The organism is Mesorhizobium sp. (assembly GCF_024509055.1).
In the GTDB taxonomy this organism is placed as follows: domain Bacteria; phylum Pseudomonadota; class Alphaproteobacteria; order Rhizobiales; family Rhizobiaceae; genus Mesorhizobium.
Window position 1 is genome coordinate 25,262 of record NZ_JANINM010000227.1, and the last position, 16,046, is coordinate 41,307.

The 16,046-nt window shown below is 62.8% G+C and carries 14 protein-coding genes and 1 tRNA gene; 7 read left to right on the top strand and 8 right to left on the bottom strand.

Going from position 1 to position 16,046, the window contains the following annotated elements; translation table 11 throughout:
- Position 1 precedes the first annotated feature (1 nt).
- Positions 2 to 613, top strand: coding sequence for a pyridoxamine 5'-phosphate oxidase family protein (locus Q0L57_RS11055; RefSeq protein ID WP_296742511.1), 612 nt, complete (start codon positions 2 to 4; stop codon positions 611 to 613).
- A gap of 13 nt (positions 614 to 626) precedes the next feature.
- Here the strand turns inward: Q0L57_RS11055 and Q0L57_RS11060 are convergent, their stop codons facing one another.
- Positions 627 to 1,079 carry a MarR family transcriptional regulator gene (locus Q0L57_RS11060; RefSeq protein WP_296742512.1) on the bottom strand — a complete coding sequence of 151 codons (453 nt, stop codon included), beginning with the start codon at positions 1,077 to 1,079 and terminating at the stop codon, positions 627 to 629.
- Positions 1,080 to 1,126: 47 nt separating this feature from the next.
- Here Q0L57_RS11060 and Q0L57_RS11065 point away from each other — a divergent pair, with 47 nt between their 5' ends.
- On the top strand, positions 1,127 to 2,035 hold the full coding sequence (locus Q0L57_RS11065; RefSeq protein ID WP_296742515.1) for an alpha/beta hydrolase: 909 nt from the start codon (positions 1,127 to 1,129) through the stop codon (positions 2,033 to 2,035).
- A 38-nt stretch (positions 2,036 to 2,073) separates the two neighbouring features.
- On the opposite strand, the gene Q0L57_RS11070 is transcribed toward Q0L57_RS11065, so the two are convergent.
- Positions 2,074 to 2,475, bottom strand: a complete 402-nt coding sequence (locus tag Q0L57_RS11070; protein ID WP_296742517.1) for a rhodanese-like domain-containing protein — start codon at positions 2,473 to 2,475, stop codon at positions 2,074 to 2,076.
- A gap of 285 nt (positions 2,476 to 2,760) precedes the next feature.
- On the opposite strand from Q0L57_RS11070, the gene Q0L57_RS11075 reads away from it, so the two are divergent.
- Positions 2,761 to 4,653: a murein L,D-transpeptidase gene (locus tag Q0L57_RS11075; protein ID WP_296742520.1), complete on the top strand. Its 1,893-nt coding sequence runs from the start codon at positions 2,761 to 2,763 to the stop codon at positions 4,651 to 4,653.
- On the opposite strand, the gene Q0L57_RS11080 is transcribed toward Q0L57_RS11075, so the two are convergent.
- From Q0L57_RS11080 to Q0L57_RS11090, 3 genes are all read right to left on the bottom strand, one after another.
- Positions 4,645 to 5,115: a hypothetical protein gene (locus Q0L57_RS11080; protein WP_296742522.1), complete on the bottom strand. Its 471-nt coding sequence runs from the start codon at positions 5,113 to 5,115 to the stop codon at positions 4,645 to 4,647. The genes Q0L57_RS11075 and Q0L57_RS11080 overlap by 9 nt on opposite strands.
- A 100-nt stretch (positions 5,116 to 5,215) precedes the next feature.
- Positions 5,216 to 5,944, bottom strand: a complete 729-nt coding sequence (locus Q0L57_RS11085) for a lysozyme inhibitor LprI family protein (RefSeq protein WP_296742525.1) — start codon at positions 5,942 to 5,944, stop codon at positions 5,216 to 5,218.
- Between the two features lie 87 nt (positions 5,945 to 6,031).
- The gene (locus Q0L57_RS11090) at positions 6,032 to 6,289 is read right to left on the bottom strand and encodes a PepSY domain-containing protein (protein WP_296742527.1); all 258 of its coding nucleotides are present in this window, start codon (positions 6,287 to 6,289) and stop codon (positions 6,032 to 6,034) included.
- Positions 6,290 to 6,697: 408 nt separating this feature from the next.
- Here Q0L57_RS11090 and Q0L57_RS11095 point away from each other — a divergent pair, with 408 nt between their 5' ends.
- Both Q0L57_RS11095 and Q0L57_RS11100 read left to right on the top strand, forming a co-directional pair.
- A complete protein-coding gene (locus Q0L57_RS11095; RefSeq protein ID WP_296742529.1) occupies positions 6,698 to 8,479 on the top strand; it encodes an adenylate/guanylate cyclase domain-containing protein in 1,782 nt (593 codons plus the stop codon).
- Between the two features lie 119 nt (positions 8,480 to 8,598).
- On the top strand, positions 8,599 to 12,915 hold the full coding sequence (locus tag Q0L57_RS11100) for a cytochrome P450 (protein ID WP_296742531.1): 4,317 nt from the start codon (positions 8,599 to 8,601) through the stop codon (positions 12,913 to 12,915).
- Positions 12,916 to 12,932: 17 nt separating this feature from the next.
- Here the strand turns inward: Q0L57_RS11100 and Q0L57_RS11105 are convergent, their stop codons facing one another.
- Entirely contained in the window at positions 12,933 to 13,622 is a 690-nt protein-coding gene (locus Q0L57_RS11105; protein WP_296742534.1) for a Crp/Fnr family transcriptional regulator, read from the bottom strand.
- Between the two features lie 555 nt (positions 13,623 to 14,177).
- Between Q0L57_RS11105 and Q0L57_RS11110 the strand changes: the two genes are divergently transcribed.
- A complete protein-coding gene (locus tag Q0L57_RS11110) occupies positions 14,178 to 14,348 on the top strand; it encodes a hypothetical protein (protein WP_296742537.1) in 171 nt (56 codons plus the stop codon).
- Positions 14,349 to 14,435: 87 nt separating this feature from the next.
- Here the strand turns inward: Q0L57_RS11110 and Q0L57_RS11115 are convergent.
- A tRNA-Val gene (locus tag Q0L57_RS11115) sits at positions 14,436 to 14,510 on the bottom strand.
- Positions 14,511 to 14,627: 117 nt separating this feature from the next.
- Positions 14,628 to 15,308: a phosphoglycolate phosphatase gene (gene gph / locus Q0L57_RS11120; protein ID WP_296742539.1), complete on the bottom strand. Its 681-nt coding sequence runs from the start codon at positions 15,306 to 15,308 to the stop codon at positions 14,628 to 14,630.
- A gap of 149 nt (positions 15,309 to 15,457) precedes the next feature.
- Here gph and rpiA point away from each other — a divergent pair.
- Positions 15,458 to 16,046 (top strand): ribose-5-phosphate isomerase RpiA (gene rpiA / locus Q0L57_RS11125; protein WP_296742542.1); only part of this gene is annotated, 589 nt, incomplete at its 3' end.

Below are 16,046 nucleotides of genomic sequence, written 5' to 3' on the forward strand. Positions count from 1 at the left end.
CATGTCTGTCATCACTTCGGTCGAGCAGCTCGAAGCGCTCTATGGGCTTCCGGGCGAGGCCTCGCTAGTCAAGGAACTCGACCATGTGATTCCCGAATATGCCGCCTTCATCGAAGCTTCGCCCTTCGTGGCGCTGGCGACCAGCGGACCGGAGGGGCTCGATTGCTCGCCGCGCGGTGATCTCGCCGGGTTCGTGCGCATCGTCGATGAAAGGACGCTGATGATGCCGGACAGGCGCGGCAACAACCGTGCCGATTCGCTGAAGAACATCATCCGCGACCCGCGCGTCGGCCTGCTTTTCCTGGTGCCGGGCTCTGGCACCACGTTGCGCATCAACGGTCGCGCCCATGTCACGACCGACGCGGAGCTATGCGCGTCCTTCATGGTCGACGGCAAGCCGGCCCGTTCGGTCACAGTCATCGCCGTCGACACGGTCTATTTCCAGTGCGCCCGCGCGATCGTTCGTTCGGAACTGTGGAATCCGGCCAGGCATGTCGATCCGAAATCGCTGCCGACGCCCGGCCGGATCCTGGAAGTCACCAGCCGCAAGAACATTGACGGCGTGGCTTACGACAAGGAATGGCCCGAGCGGGCGAAGAAGACGATGTGGTGATCGGAGGCCTGGCTCAGGCTTCCTTCAAAACGTCGGCGATCTTGCGCATCTGATCGCCGATCATGTCGCATTGTTCCGGCGTCGACTGACTCATCGCCTTTTCGATCAGCGCCATGTGCACCTTGAGCGCCTTCATAAGCAACGCCTCGCCGGCCTCGGTGAGGTTAAGCCGCAGCACGCGCTTGTCCTTCTCGTCGCTCTCGCGGCGCAGCAGGCCGCGCGCCTCGAGTTGCGGCAACAGCATGGTGATGTTTGAACGGCCCACCAGCAGCTTTCGGGCAAGGTCGTGCTGCGACATGCCGGGGTGGCGGTAGAGGTTCATCAGCACATCGAGCTGCGCCGGCTTGAGGTCGAGCGGCGTCAGTTTCGTCGCCAACGTGCGCTCCAGCACATGGCAGGCGCGCGCCACCGCAACCCAGTTGCGGAAGCGCGGATTGTCCCAGGGCAGCTCTTGCTTAATGTTCATGTTTGAACTATTATGTTCATGCTTGAACGAATGGATGGACCGCCACTATGGCATCATTTGGATTGAAGGTCATCCGGGGCGTGTTCGGCGCGGCTGAGCATGTGGTTCCGGGTCTGAGCGGTCGCGCGGCATTCGAATTGTTCTGCCGCACGCCGAACGTCAAGTCGCTCAGCGACGGCGAGCGTCGCGCGGTCGAGCGCGCTTCCGATTTCATGGCGCAGGCGCGCCATCACCGGCTGAAGACCAAGACGGACTGCGTCGCGGTGCACGAGTTTCGGCCAGAACCGGGCAGGGGCTCCCGAGGCACCGTGCTCGTCATCCACGGCTGGCGTTCGCGCACCGAATACATGCGCGCGCTGATCGAGGGGTTTCGCGACGCCGGCTACAAGGTCGTTTCGCTCGATCTTCCGGGGCACGGCCACTCTCTCGGCCGCCACCTCAACATGGTGAATGCGGTGGATGCGGCGCGAGTTGTCGGCGAGTGGTTCGGTCCCTTTGCCGCTGTCGTCGGTCATTCCTTCGGCGGTGCGATCGCCGCCAACGCGATCGCCGCTTCGGTCAAGGGCGTGCCACCGCTGGCGGCGCAAAAACTGGTGCTGATCGCGGCGCCGAGTTCGTTACCGGCGATTTTCGACGACTTCAGCCACCGGCTCAATGTCGGGCCGCGCTCCAGGGCGGCGATGGCGGACCGGGTGAAACATCTCTCCGGACGGCCACTCAGCGAGTTCACCGGTGATCGTCAGCTAGCCGACGCGCCGGTTCCGACGCTCATAATCCACGCGCCAGACGATCGCGAAGTCCATGCCGATCACGCAAGGCGCTATGCGGGCGCCGGCGAGCATGTCCGCCTGCACTGGGCCGAAGGGCTCGGCCATCGCCGCATCCTCGCGGACAAGGGCGTTGTCGCAAGCGCGGTAGGATTCGTCACCGAGCAACGGGAATCGACATTGCACTGAGCGATTTCGGGTGGCCGTTTCCGCCGGATTGCGCGAGATCAGTCTGGCTTCTTCTTCTGGCCTGGTTCGATCGGCAGTCCGGCCGCCTTCCAGGCGGTATAACCACCCAGAATATGCTTGACCGGCGTCAGGCCCATATCCTGCGCCGTCTTGGTCGCGAGTGCGGAGCGCCAGCCGCCGGCGCAGAAGAAGACGAAGGTCTTTCCCGAGGCGAAAAACGGTTTGTGGTAAGGGCTTTCCGGGTCGATCCAGAATTCGAGCATGCCCCGCGTGACGTGCTTGGCGCCGGGGATCTTGCCGTCGCGTTCGACCTCGCGGGGATCGCGCAGATCGACGAAGATCGTGTCATCGTTCTCCAGCAGTCCGGCCGCTTCTTCAGGCGACACGACTTCGATCTCGGCATTCGCCTCGTCGAGAAGCTGGCGGTAACCCTTCTTCACAAATCCATCCTCCCGGCCGCGCTCCGGCCGACCGAATCGAGCATAAAGGCAGCGGTTTGTCACGCCCGGGCCGATGCCTAGCACACGCAAGCAAGGCGAGAACTGGGGTGCGGTCGGTCGTCTCACAAGGATGTGAAACCGTTCTGCAACATGGTCCTGGAAATTTATGAAAGCTTAACGAAATCGGTATGAATCGGTATAGTCACGCCTTACATCCGCCATGCGGTGGGCGAGATCCTCTAGCGGCGCGGAACGGGAACCGGTTGCAACCGGTGCGGGTGATGCATGAAATTCCTTGGCAGCAAGAACCTTGCAATGCCGATCGCGCTTGCCGCTGTGCTTGCCCTCGGCCAGCAGCAGGCGAGCGCGCAAGGGCTGTTCGACATGCTGTTCGGCGGCGGCATCCGGCACAATCCGCAAAATGAGTTTCCGCCAGCGCCGAAGCCGCACAAGATACGGCCGGCCGTGCCCGGGGAGGGCGGGGTCAGAATCAGCAGCCCGACCTACAACACCTACAAAGCTGACAGGCTGGTGCGGGTCGACTTCAAGTCGCTGCTCGGCGCGCCGCAACCTGAGGCGCCACAAACCGGGACACCACAGAACGCGGCTTACGTCCCCCCGGCGTCCAGCGCGGCGTTTCACGATGCACTGGCCGGCCTGAGCGACTATGAACTCTTCGCCGAGCCGGATATCGCCAAGGCGCTGATCGCCTATTATTCGGCCAATCCGGATTTCATCTGGGTGAGCGGCAATGAACCCAACAGCAGGGCTCAGGATGCCCTGCGGGTGCTTGGCGAGGCGGCCACTTATGGCCTGACGCCGGCCGACTACACCGTCGATGTCCCCGCGACCGCGACGTCGGCGACACCGGAAGATCACATGAAGCAACTTGTCCGCTTCGAGATGGCGCTTTCGGCGCGCGTGTTGCGCTATGCGCATGACGCCCAGAGCGGCCGCGTCGATCCCAACCGGATGACCGAGTACTATGATTTCCCGGCCAAGCCGATGGATATGCAAGCGGCGCTGAAGACGCTCGCGCACACGCAGGAGGTCCGTACCTACCTCGAATCGCGGCATCCGCAGAGCCCGGAATACCAGGCGCTGCGTGTTGAACTGGAATCGCTACAGGCAAGCGAAGAGAGCGAGATCGTGGTCGATCCGAAGCTGAAGCTGAAGCCTGGCGAGAGCAGCCCGGAACTGCCCAAGCTCCTGACCATCATTGCACGCAATCTCGATGACGAGATGGGCGGCAACTATGGCGAGATACTGGCCCGTTTGGGCAAGAGCGAGGTGTATGAGCCCGAACTGGTGCCGGTGATCAAAGCGGTGCAGAAGCGGGCCGGAATGAAGGACGACGGCGTCATCGGCCCGCGCACGGTGGCCTCGCTTGCCGGCACGTCCAAGGCTGACAAGATCGTGAAGGTTAGGGCCGCGCTCGAGGAGTTGCGCTGGCTGCCCTCCGATCTCGGCAGCCCGCGTGTCTTCATCAACCAACCGGCCTTCACCGCCTCCTACATCGACAATGGCGAGGAGAAGCTGAAGACCCGCGCGGTTATCGGCAGGACCACCAACCAGACGGCCTTCTTCTACGATCAGATCAAGCAGGTCGACTTCCACCCTTATTGGGGCGTGCCGCAGTCGATCATCGTCAACGAGATGCTGCCCAGACTGCGCGGCGACCCCGGCTACCTCGACCGCGCCGGCTATGAGGTGACTGATGCGCACGGCAAGCGTATTCCGTCTGCCGATGTGGACTGGGGTGCCTATGGCGCCAAAATCCCCTTCAATGTTCGCCAGCAGCCGAGCGAGGCCAACGCGCTTGGCGAGTTGAAGATCCTGTTCCCCAACAAGCACGCCATCTACATGCACGACACGCCGCAGAAGTCGTTCTTCGCGCGCGACATGCGCGCCCTGAGCCACGGCTGCATCCGGTTGCAGGATCCGCGCGGCATGGCCGCGGCGGTGCTCGGCACCTCGGTCGACTATGTCGCCGACAAGCTGAAGCAGGGCCATTCGACCGAGAATGTGACGCGCGTCATCCCGGTTTATGTCGCCTACTTCACCGCTTGGCCGGATATGTCCGGCAAGGTCGAGTATTTCGACGATGTCTATGATCGCGATTCGAAGCTGACCCAGGCGCTGGACGCGACCGAGGCGGTGCGCTCGCCGTCAACCTAAGCGCTCCGTTAGCGGACGCCGGAAGCCAGCGTAGCGTCCGGCGATCAGCCAGTAGACCAGGCCGGCGACAAGGCCGGCAGCTGTGATGACGCCCATCTCGGCCCAGCGCTCGGGGTCGTCCGGAGCGTCAGGCCAGAGCAGCATGAAGCCACCCGCCGCCGCGGCGGCGCCGAACAGCATGTGCAGCCAGAAGCCCCTCAGCAAAAAGAACTCGGCGATCAGCGCGAAGACCAGCGTCTGCATGCCGGTAACGACAATGGTCAGGAAGTAGACGAACATGCCGAGCGGCGGGACGGCCAGCACCGCTATCGGCGTGATTCCCATCAGCTCGAAATAACCTGGCGCGTTGGGGAGCGAACTGAGGACCAGGTAGATCACGACCACCGCGATCAGGCCGACAAGCACAGCAACCAGGTAGCCCGCAAGCACCATCAGGATGCGTTTCAGGACATATCCAATCATTGCAACGCACCCCTCGTGCCCGCAACCGTGGCGCGCAGTCAGCCATCAAAGTGGTGCCGATGCAAGAGCGGCGACTAGGCCTGACCTTGCCCGGGCACCCTCAGGCGCCTCCGCACATATGCTGAGAGTCGGGCAGCGCCCAGGTGCCTTTGTGGGCGAGATCGACGGCGTAATAGACCCTGCCGCGCACGTCGCCTTGCGGACAGTCCCTGGGGATCGAGATAAGGCACATCACGACAGGATCGCCGACGCTGGCGCTCACCAATCCGGGCTCCCGATCGTACGAGACCGCCGTTCCGCCGTTGGTGAAAGACGCCGCGCTGCCGGCTTCGGGGCTCGCGGTCGCCAAGGGATCGTCGCCGATCCTTGCCGTCAGCATCGCGATATGGGTGAAGCTGCAACTTCCAATGGATGACGGCAGGGGCTGGTCAGCCGGGTTGGACGTTCCCGCGGCAAAATCGAGCGCCTTCTTGCCAATCAGGGCAATGTTGTAGTTCTGCACCCAGGAGGGCACGGTCCCATAAGTCTCCAGCGCATTGTTCTGAGCGCTGACGATGCAGGCGGCGTCCGCCCCGCAGGCATTCCGGTCCGCTATCAGCGACCTGGCGATCTGGCGTTTGTCGCTGAACTCAGGCTGAAAGGAGCCGAAGGCCTTGTTGGCGAGCACATCGATCGCCGCCATTTTCTTATCCGCGCAAATCGCTTTCTCGGCAGGCAATTGTGCCTTCCGGCAATCGAACGACGGTCCGCCCGCCCAGGCCAGCCCCGTGCCGCCTGCCAGCATCAGCGCAACACCGAACGAAGCGATTGCCCGCCTGGAAAAACTCATATCCCCACCCTCCCGTAGGACCGGCTCCTTAGCCAAGTCTACGAAGAAAGCCGGCCGCACGGAATGGCTGAAGGCGGATGCCGGCGCCTATTTCGGCTCCCCGGTCACCGGGTCGTAATTGATTTCGACCTTGGCCTTGTCGGTCGTGTAATAGATGACTGTGTAGCCGCCGCTGCTCCAATCGACTTCCTTCACATAGCGGAAGTCGTTCCGTTGTTCGACCTTGGCGATAATTTCCGAGAGCTTCTTGGCATTTTGCGGCGGCATCGCCGGCTCGTCGGCCGCCAAAGCCGGACCGACGACGGCGAGGAACGCGATAACGGTCGCCAAAACAACAGTGCGCATGATTGCCCCTCAATTTCGTGTTGCATGGACGCGCTGAGAACTCGCAAGAATGTGAGTTGGTTCCGCCAGGGTCGAGGAACATCTGCTCCACAGCCAGGATCGTGAGGCTGCCCAACCCTCGCGCATAAGCGCTCTAATTAACAAAATTGGCGAAATTACATAGTCTAATACAATATTTCTAATCTTCTACGTTAGGTAACAATCGGCTAACCATGCATTGGCCCGAAGACGCCTTCCATTAGCTGTTCGTGGTAGAGCTTTGTCCGAGACCCTGTTAGAGTCCCGATATAACAGGGTGGCAACGGCGCGCCGAGCCTGCCGAAGGGCGTTCCTTCGGCAAACGGCGAAGTGTTTTGCGAGCGGACGCGTCGCCTGTTCTGGACTGAAGCAGGGACCGGGGGCTCGAACATGGCTGAACGGAACTATACCCGTCAGCTCGCGACAATCATTTCCATCGATGCCGTGGGCTTTTCGCGGCTTATGGGCATCGACGACGAACTCGCCGTCGCTGCCTTCGAGGAGAGGCGCGACATCATCGCGGACAGTTGCGGCAGCTTTGGGGGCCGGACCTTTGGCGATGCCGGCGACAGCATCATGGCCGAGTTCGGCAATCCGATCGAAGCACTGCGGGCAGCGTTCGATTTCCAGGGCCGGATCGTTGCGCTCAACACGTCGGTCGCCGAGGAAATGCGCATGCCATTTCGCGCCGGCATCAATACCGGCGACGTCATCGTGCGCGAAGGTCGCCTCTATGGCGACGACGTCAACATTGCCGCTCGTCTGCAGGAGTTCGCGCCGCATGACGGCGTCGCGATCTCGGCGACGACGTGGCATCACGTCAAGGACAAGACGGCGGCGGTCTTCACCGATCTCGGCGAATTCAGCCTGAAGAACATCGCGCTGCCGGTGCATGTCCTGATCGCCGGCCGCGCCGGCAACGGTGCTACGCCCACAAGCTCTTTTGCGGCCATTCCCACCGCTCCTGGTCATTACAGGCCCTCATCCAATGGCCCGCCCGCGATCGCGGTGCTGCCGTTCCAGGGCGGCGGCAGCGAGGCTGACATTGGCTACATGGCCGACGGTATCGCCGAGGACATCATCTACGGCCTTTCCAACACGCGTTGGCTTTCGGTGATCGCCAAGGGCTCGAGCTTCCAGTTCCGCGACGACAGCCTGGGCACGAGGCTGATCGGCAACGCGCTCGGCGCACGCTATATCGTCAGCGGCAGGCTGACGAACTACGGCCGGCAGGTTCGCCTCAACGCCTCGCTCACCGACGCATCCAACGGGCGTCTCGTATGGTCGCAACGCTTCGACCGCGACCTCGTCGACATTTTCAGCCTGCGCGACCAGATCGGCAGCGAGATCGTTTCGATCCTCGACAAGGAGATAGACCGCGCCGAGCAGGTGCGCACCTTCCAGGTGCCGTGGGAAAGCCTTGAAACCTGGCAGTTGGTGCGGCGCGGCCGCTGGCATATGAACCGGCGTACACGCGGCGATACCGAGCTCGCATTCGAGTTCTTCGAGAAAGCCTACCAGGAAGATCCGAATTCGAGCGCCGTGCTGAACGAGATGGCTTGGTGGTATTTCTGGCGGGCGTGGCTGCGTTTCGGCGACAGCGACGATCTGGAGAAGGTCGAGGCATTCGCGCGCAAGGCGCTCCTGATGGACAGCCTTGACGCTCGCCCGCATGCCTATCTCGGCGCGGCCGATATCATGCGGGGCCAGCCGGCACTGGCGGCCGAGCATCTCGAAGAGGCGATCCATATCAATCCGAGCTTCGCCTTCGCGCGTTCCGCCATGGGCAGCGCGCACCTGCTTCTCAGTGACGCGACCGGAGCGATACCGTTCTTCCTCGATACCGAGAGGTTGAGCCCGTTCGATCTCTATCGATTCCACAACCTGGGTGAATTGGCCGCTGCCTACTGTTTCGTGGAGGACTGGTCGGCCGCGATCGCCACGGCCGAACGCTCGCTCAACCTGTCGCCCGGTTATTTCTATGCCAGGTTCCTCAAGATTGGCGCCCTGACGAGAAGCGGCCGGGATGACGAAGCAGCCCGGGAACTCGCCATTTTCACGACCAGACATCCCGACTTCTCCGAGCAGAGGATCCGCTGGATACCGTTCGTCGACGCGGCGAAGAACAATTTCCTGATCGCGAATTTCGACCGGGCCAAGTCCTTCGCATGACCATTTTCGGGGGACACAAACGACTGTGAGCGAATTCACATACGCCGGACCATTGCAAACCTAGGCCATGAGGTTGCCGGCGACACAATGACGTGGACAGCCGGGGGGCTCGAACGCGCATGATCAAGTTGAAGTATTTCGATGCCGTCCGCGCGGCCCAGAAGGCCCAGCGTCCGGTCGCCGACATGCCGCCATTCGATATCGACCGGCTCCGGTCCAAGGGCGGAATCGCCGCCTGGATCGCCGGCGCCCTTCTCGGCGATCCGCGCTGGCTGCTCTCTTTGCTGCGCCGTTTCTGGCCGAACCTCGGATTCGGCAATTTCCTGCTCGTCACCAAGGGCGCCGATGTGCGCGACATACTTGAGCGCGGCGACGAGTTCGAAACGCCCTACGGGCCGGAAATGACGGAACTGGCCAGGGGATCGAACTTCATCCTCGGCATGCAGGACGGGGCGGCATACAGGCAGATGAAGTCGGCCGTGCTGAGCGCGTTCCCGCCGGCGGAAGTCGAAGCCACCGTCAGGCCGATCGCCGAGCGTCATTCGCGCGACATCATGACCCGCGCCAGCCCCGGGTTCGACGCCATCGCCGGACTGATGAAGATCGTGCCGGTGCGCATCTGCCGCGACTATTTCGGCCTCGAGATCGACGACGAGACCGAGTTCGCCGACTGGTCGATAGCGCTGAGCGCGCTGTTCTTTTCCGATCCGCTGGCGAGCCCCACCACACGCCAGCTCGCGGTTGTCGGCGGCGACCGCCTGATCAAGGTCATCGACCGCTCGATTGCTGCGATCAGGGAGAGGGCAGGGAAGGACGAGCGGCCACTGGCGCGCCTCGTAGCGTTCATGGACCAGGGGCGGCTGTCGCAGACGGATATCCACTCCATCATGCTAGGCATGGTGGCCGGTTTTGTGCCGACCAATGTGCTGGCCGGCGGTAACTGCCTGGATGTCATCCTGTCGCGAGCCGACGCGCGGCAGGCCGTCGACGCGGCGATCGCCGCCTGTGACACCGCGAAACTGGATAGGGCGATCCTGGAATCCATGCGCTTCAAGCCGATATGGGTCGGTCCATGGCGCTATACGACGCGCGATGCCACCATCGGCAAGGGCACGCGCCGCGAGCGCCTGGTGAAAGCCGGGACGGTGGTGATGCCGGCGACGCTCTCGGCCATGTTCGATCCGGATATCGTGCAAAGGCCGAACAAGTTCGATACCTCGCGCCCGCACCGTGATTACATGGTTTTCGGCCACGGCATCCATCTGTGCATAGGCGCCGAGATCGCGCGGATCCAGATCGGCGAGAGCCTGCGCGCCCTGTTCAGCAAACCGAAGCTCGGTCGCATGAGCGGCAAGGCCGGCAAGATGGTCAATGTCGGCGCCTACCCGGCGAACCTCATGGTAGACTTCGAACGGCCGAAGCTGTGCAGCACGGTCGAGCAATCGATGGTGACGGTTGTGTGCCCGATCACCCGCGCGGTGCCGCTGGACGCGGTGCGCAACAAGGTCGCCGCGCTCGGCAATCCCGCGATCGACGAACTTGGCGACGCGCTCGACAAGGCCGGCACTGTTCATTTCACCAGCCTGGCTGTCGCCGCCACCGGAACGGACGAGAAATCGGGTGCCGAGACCGGAGCGCTCGTATTCGAGATGTCGGGTGATGGCGGCGCCGACGACGTCATCGGCGCCATAGCACTTGCTATCGGCCACCGGCTGAGGCCGATCTTCAGGGATGTTTGCGGCCTGCCTGATGGCGGCTCGCTCGAGGATTTCCTGAAGAAGCACTATATCGAGATATCGCCGTCTTTCGGCAGCGCTGCAGGGTTGGTCTTTTGCGGGACGCCGGGCCATTCGGTGCAGCGCATCCTGGCCGAGGCCGAGCTTGCCGATGCCGTGCGCGCCATCGTCGAACGGCCTCGCGAGGGCACTGGCGACGCTCCGCAGGTTCTCGACGAGGCGCGCCGGCATGTTCGCTCGCTGGGAACATTCGGCTGGGCGTTCGAGCCGGCCGAAAGCCTGCTGGAAAAGCCGCCGGGCAGCTGGGTAAGCGCCTTGACGACGACCCTGCTGGCGCCGCCGGTGCTGGCGAGCGTCGCGGTCGTCTGGGCCGCCTTTTGGTACATGACTTACCGAGTTGTGTTCGAGAGGCCCATCGACATCGGCTCGAACGAAATCTCCCTCACCGCCATTGCGGTCGCGCTCACGTCGCTTCTGCTCTCGGCACTTGGAGTGCTGGCGGTAGCGGCACTGGTCGTTGGCGTCTGCTTCTGGATGCTGCGCCGGCAGGAGGACAAGGATCTGCCGGAAAGCGCGTCAGTCGACATATCCACCCTCAACGAGATCCTCGCCAGGGAGGACCGCTTGGCGCAGAACAATCTGACCGCGATCTCGACGATGAAGGCCGGCAGACTGAGGCGCCTGGCACTCAGGTTTTCCTTCTACCTGATCTCGATATCGGCCCAGAAAGTGTTCAAGCCGGGCTTTCTCGCCACCATCAACACCATCCACTTCGCCCGTTGGGTGCTGCTCCCCGGCTCTGACAAGCTGATGTTTTTCTCCAACTACGGCGGCAGTTGGGAAAGCTACCTCGAGGATTTCATCGCCAAGGCCGCCGCCGGCCTGACGGGCGTATGGAGCAACACCGATGGCTATCCACGCACGCAGTGGCTCTTCTTCGACGGCGCGCGTGACGGCGACCGCTTCAAGCGTTGGGCGCGACGCCAGCAGGTGCCGACGCTGTTCTGGTATTCCGCGTATCCCCATCTCAACACCACACGCATACGCATCAATTCCAGGATCAGGCGGGGCATCGCTTCCGCGGTCGGCAACCAGGCGCGCGACTGGCTCAGCCTGTTCGGCTCGCTGCCGCGTCCGGTGAACGAAACGACCGCCATCCAGAAAACCGGCTCGTTGCTCGCCAGCGTCAGTTCGGCTTTTCCGCCGCCGCTCGAGCAGCAACTGGAAACCGGTGAGATCCAGTCCATCTTCTTCGGCCCGTTCGGACCGCTCGGCTACGCGCACATGATCGCCATCCGGGTGCCGGAAGAATTGCCGGCGCCCAAACGGAAAGCCTGGCTCGATTTCGTCATCGAACAGACGAGCTTCGGCGAAGGCAAGCCTGGCGGGCGAGCCATGACGGTCGGCTTCGGTCCGGGCGGCCTTCGGCAACTTGGGCTCGAAGAAGGGGTGGACGACGATCCGATGAGCACATTTCCGGTCGCCTTCCGGCATGGCATGGGCGATCCCGGGCGTGGGCGCATCCTGGACGACCAGGGGGTCGACGCGCCCGACAAGTGGGAGTGGGGTTCGCAGCGAAAGCCGGTTGACGCGGTCGTCGTCTGCTATGCCGAAGACCCGGAAAAGCTGGAGGCGGAGGTCGCTACGCTAAAGCGGAAGACGACCGGCGCGGGCATGAAGATCGTCGCGGAACTGCCGCTGGCCGTAAACCGGACTCCGCCGGGAGCGGCTGCGGAATCCTCGAGCGCCAAACGTGATGGCAAGTCGGGGCGCCAGACCGCTTATGAGCATTTCGGGTTCGCCGACGGGATTTCGCAGCCGATCGTCCGGGGCACGATGCGCGCCAATATGGGCGCGGCGCCGATGCATCTGGTCGCGCCCGGCGAATTCCTGTTCGGCTATCGCGACGAACACGGCTTCTATCCGTCCTCGCCATCGGTAAGCGCCTCACGCGATCGCAACGGAATTCTCTCGCAGGTGCGTCGTAGCCGGCTGATTCCCGGCTTGCCTCCTCCGCCGCGGGATTTCGGTCGCAACGGCTCATTCCTGGTCGTTCGTCAGTTCGAGCAGCATGTCGACACGTTCAACGACTACTGCAAAGCGGCAGCTGCGCAGGTCGCGCGAGAGAGCGGGCCGCAATCCGCCACGCCGGACTGGGTTGCCGCCAAGATGCTCGGTCGTTGGCAGAACGGCAGCTCGCTGGTCCGCAATCCGGATCGGCCTGGGCGCGCCATTGACAATGACTTCGCCAGCGGCGCCGAGGATCCCCAGGGGCACCGCTGCCCGCTCGGCGCCCATATACGCCGTTCCAACCCGCGCGATTCACTTGGCGAGGACCGCGAAACGCAAATCAACATCGGCAAGCGCCACCGCATCCTCCGTGTCGGGCGAACCTACGAGAAGAAAGACAAGACCGGTAAGGTCGAGAAGGGGCTGCTGTTCATGTGCCTCAACGCCGACATCGAGCGCCAATATGAATTCATCCAGCAGACCTGGGTCTCGTCAAACTCGTTCCAGGGCCTTGTTGGCGAAAAAGATCCGACGATAGGTTCTCGCGACGGCGGCAACCGGTTCTCGATACCGTCCTGGGAAAAGGTGACGGTGCTGAAAAACATGCCGCAATTCGTCACCACGAAGGGCGGTGGCTATTTCTTCATGCCGAGCCGGTCCGCTTTGCGCTACCTGATTTCGAGGCTCTGATTCGGACCGGGAACCCGTCAGTCGTCGTCCTGCGATTCGGCGATGTGGTTGAGCGCGGCGGCGTTGGTGACGCGCAAGCCGCCGCGTTTGATGGCGATCATCTGCCGGCCGCGCCAGTCGTTGAGCGTCTTGTTGACCGACTCTCGCGTGGCGCCGAGGAATTCGCCCAGCTCCGACTGGGAGATCGGGATCCAGCCGGCAGGATCGGCCATGACCCCGCTCAGGAACACCAGCCGCTTCGCCAGCCTGGCTTCGATACCGAAGAAGGCCTGGTCGCCGAGTTCGCCGCTGACCCACCGCAACCTCGCACACAGCAACTCGATCATCGCGCGCGCAAGCGGTGGATTTTTCTCAATACGATCAAAAAGTTGAGCCCTGCTCAGCGAGACCAGCTCACACGCGGTCAGACAGATAGCGGTGGCCGTTCGCGGGCGCCCGTCAAGGGCGCCGATTTCGCCGACAAGGCTGCGCGAGAGCTCGATGTTGGCCACCAATTTCTGGCCGCCGGGCGAATAGATCGAGATCTCGACGGTGCCGTTCATCACACCGTAGATGCGGTCCGAGGTATCCTCCTGGACGAACAGATGCTGGCCAGCGGTGCAGCGCTCCACCTTGCAACCGGCAAAAAGCAGGTCAAACTGGCGCGGATCGATCCGCGCCAGGCGCGGCAGGAGATCATTGCCGTCGGTCGCGCTGGCTGGTGACATTGTGCAATTCCGCCTTTCGTTAGGCGGAAATTGTAGGATAAGTGCGTGTTCGATCAAGGCTCAGTCTCCTTTCTCAGTGGCAATCCCCGCGCGATGGCTGTTGGCGAAAGTTCGGACCAAAACTGCTCCGGCCGAACTTGGATAGCCGACAAATTTCCATCGCGACGAGAAGATTCCGGGCTCACTGGCGGGTGGACCGATCTTCGAACGCCGTCCACGCGCGTTGGAGGGAGGAAGCCTACGCGCGCAGACGGCAAACCTAAATGGCTAGGTAATCGAAATGCCCTTGACGAAATTCCCCCGGGCCGGACGCTCGCAATTGGTCCATAAGGCAGGGGGATCAATGCTTCCGGTCCTATACCTGCGCGCAAAAGCCGGTCGCCGTATGTGAAGGCGCTCACACGGATGACAACCGCGGGGGAACTCTCCAGGGCATTCGGCCGATACCGGTCCCATCAAGATTGTCCAATCGCGCCGGTTGCCGGTGCGCGAAACCGATCTAATGAACGCGCGGCTGATGAGGGCGGCCGTCAGGCTCGCTTCGAGGGATTGCCCATGCCGGATCAGTTCTCGCGCGTCGTCGCGTTCCTTGCCGCCGCGGCGGCCCTGCTATGCGCGGGGTTTCATTTTCACCAGGGCGACGTTGTAGCCACGCTTTATTTCATGACCAGCGCCGTACTGGTCACGGCGGTTACGCATCTGAGCGTTCGCAAAGGGTTGATCTAGGACGCGGCCGCTGTTGAACACATCGGACCTCGCACCGTGCCTGGCCAATAAATTCCTGGAAGCATGGCATCCAACTCAGGAGTTGGATGGTGGGCGATGCAGGGATTGAACCTGCGACCCCACCCGTGTGAAGGGTGTGCTCTCCCGCTGAGCTAATCGCCCGCTCACTGGCCCGAGGGCCGAAGCGAGCCGCGATATAAGGGAGGCAGGTGTGCGAAGTCAAGGCGATGTGCGGACGTTATTCCGTCGACCGATTTCGGACCCTGCCGGTGCCCGCGCTCAGCCTGCGGCGGCGATCAGCCGTTCCGCCAGACCCGGCGTCAGCGTGTCGAAGTGCGAGATCACCAGGGTGGGTTCGAATTCCCGTACGTGGCGCTCGGTATAACCGAAATCGACGGCCACCACCGGAATGCCGGCTGCCTTCGCCGTGTCGATGTCGGTCTGCGAATCGCCGACCATAAGAGCGTTGTGCGGATCGCCGCCTGCCTTTCTTATGGTCTCGGTGAGATGACGCGGGTCCGGCTTGCGAAACGCGAACGTGTCCTGGCCGCAGATCGCCGAAAAATAGCTGGTCATGCCGAGCGCCTCGATCAGCGCAATGGAGTTCGCCTCATACTTGTTGGTGCAGACCGCTAGGAGATAGCCCGCAGCCTGAAACCGGTCGAGCGCGGCAATGACGCCGGGGTAGGGGCGCGACTTGCCCGGGATGTTGATCGTGTAGTGATCGAGAAAGAGCTTCAGCAGCCGGTCGTGCTCATCCACCGCCAACGACTTCCGCTGTGCGGCATGCGCGCGCTCGATCATGACGCGACCGCCCTGGCCGACGAAGCGTTTGAACCCCGCCTCGTCCACAGCCGCCAGCTCGCTTGCCGCCAGGCTGTGGTTGAGACTGTCGAGCAGGTCGGGCGCCGTATCGATCAGCGTCCCGTCGAGGTCGAACACGATGATCGGTCGGGTCATGGCCAGTCCTGCAGCGATTGAGTTGCTGCAGGCGATACAGGCTGCACACCGTCCAGGCAAGGCGACTTAACCAGTCCACAGCAGAGCCTTTGACGGGGCAGGCAAAAATGCTAGGAGGCGCGCGAAACCAAGCGAAATCGGGGCTCTGGATGGATGCGAGGCAGTTGAAGGTCGAGGCCGCGCGGGCGGCGCTTGCCCATGTCGGCGACGGCATGCGGCTTGGCATCGGCACCGGCACCACGGCCGAGGAATTCGTGCGGCTGCTGGCCGAGAAGGTGGCGACCGGCCTCCGGATCGTCGGCGTGCCGACTTCGGAGCGTACGGCGGCACTTTGCCGCGAGCTTGGCGTGCCGCTTTCGACGCTGGAAGAAACGCCCGAACTCGACCTCACTGTCGACGGCGCCGACGAGGTCGATCCGGAGCTGACCCTGATCAAGGGTGGCGGTGGCGCGCTGCTGCGCGAAAAGATCGTCGCCGCCGCCTCCGAGCGCATGATCGTCATTGCCGATCGCTCCAAGATGGTCGAGACGCTCGGCCGTTTCCCGCTGCCTATCGAGGTCAACAAATTCGGCCTGCGCGCCACCGAAATCGCCGTTGGCGCGGCAGCGGCAAGCCTTGGCCTTTCGGGCCCCATTACATTGAGGATGACGGGGAGCCAGCCATTTGTTACAGACGGCGGCCATTTTATCCTCGATGCATCTTTTGGCCGCATTCCGGATACAAGAGCGCTTTCGAATG

Excerpts from the sequence above, each read along its gene's own strand:
- Q0L57_RS11055 (WP_296742511.1), top strand. The coding sequence starts at position 2 with ATGTCTGTCATCACTTCGGTCGAGCAGCTCGAAGCGCTCTATGGGCTT.
- Q0L57_RS11060 (WP_296742512.1), bottom strand. The coding sequence starts at position 1,079 with ATGAACATTAAGCAAGAGCTGCCCTGGGACAATCCGCGCTTCCGCAAC.
- Q0L57_RS11065 (WP_296742515.1), top strand. The coding sequence starts at position 1,127 with ATGGCATCATTTGGATTGAAGGTCATCCGGGGCGTGTTCGGCGCGGCT.
- Q0L57_RS11075 (WP_296742520.1), top strand. The coding sequence starts at position 2,761 with ATGAAATTCCTTGGCAGCAAGAACCTTGCAATGCCGATCGCGCTTGCC.
- Q0L57_RS11080 (WP_296742522.1), bottom strand. The coding sequence starts at position 5,115 with ATGATTGGATATGTCCTGAAACGCATCCTGATGGTGCTTGCGGGCTAC.
- Q0L57_RS11085 (WP_296742525.1), bottom strand. The coding sequence starts at position 5,944 with ATGAGTTTTTCCAGGCGGGCAATCGCTTCGTTCGGTGTTGCGCTGATG.
- Q0L57_RS11090 (WP_296742527.1), bottom strand. The coding sequence starts at position 6,289 with ATGCGCACTGTTGTTTTGGCGACCGTTATCGCGTTCCTCGCCGTCGTC.
- Q0L57_RS11095 (WP_296742529.1), top strand. The coding sequence starts at position 6,698 with ATGGCTGAACGGAACTATACCCGTCAGCTCGCGACAATCATTTCCATC.
- Q0L57_RS11100 (WP_296742531.1), top strand. The coding sequence starts at position 8,599 with ATGATCAAGTTGAAGTATTTCGATGCCGTCCGCGCGGCCCAGAAGGCC.
- Q0L57_RS11105 (WP_296742534.1), bottom strand. The coding sequence starts at position 13,622 with ATGTCACCAGCCAGCGCGACCGACGGCAATGATCTCCTGCCGCGCCTG.
- Q0L57_RS11110 (WP_296742537.1), top strand. The coding sequence starts at position 14,178 with ATGCCGGATCAGTTCTCGCGCGTCGTCGCGTTCCTTGCCGCCGCGGCG.
- gph (WP_296742539.1), bottom strand. The coding sequence starts at position 15,308 with ATGACCCGACCGATCATCGTGTTCGACCTCGACGGGACGCTGATCGAT.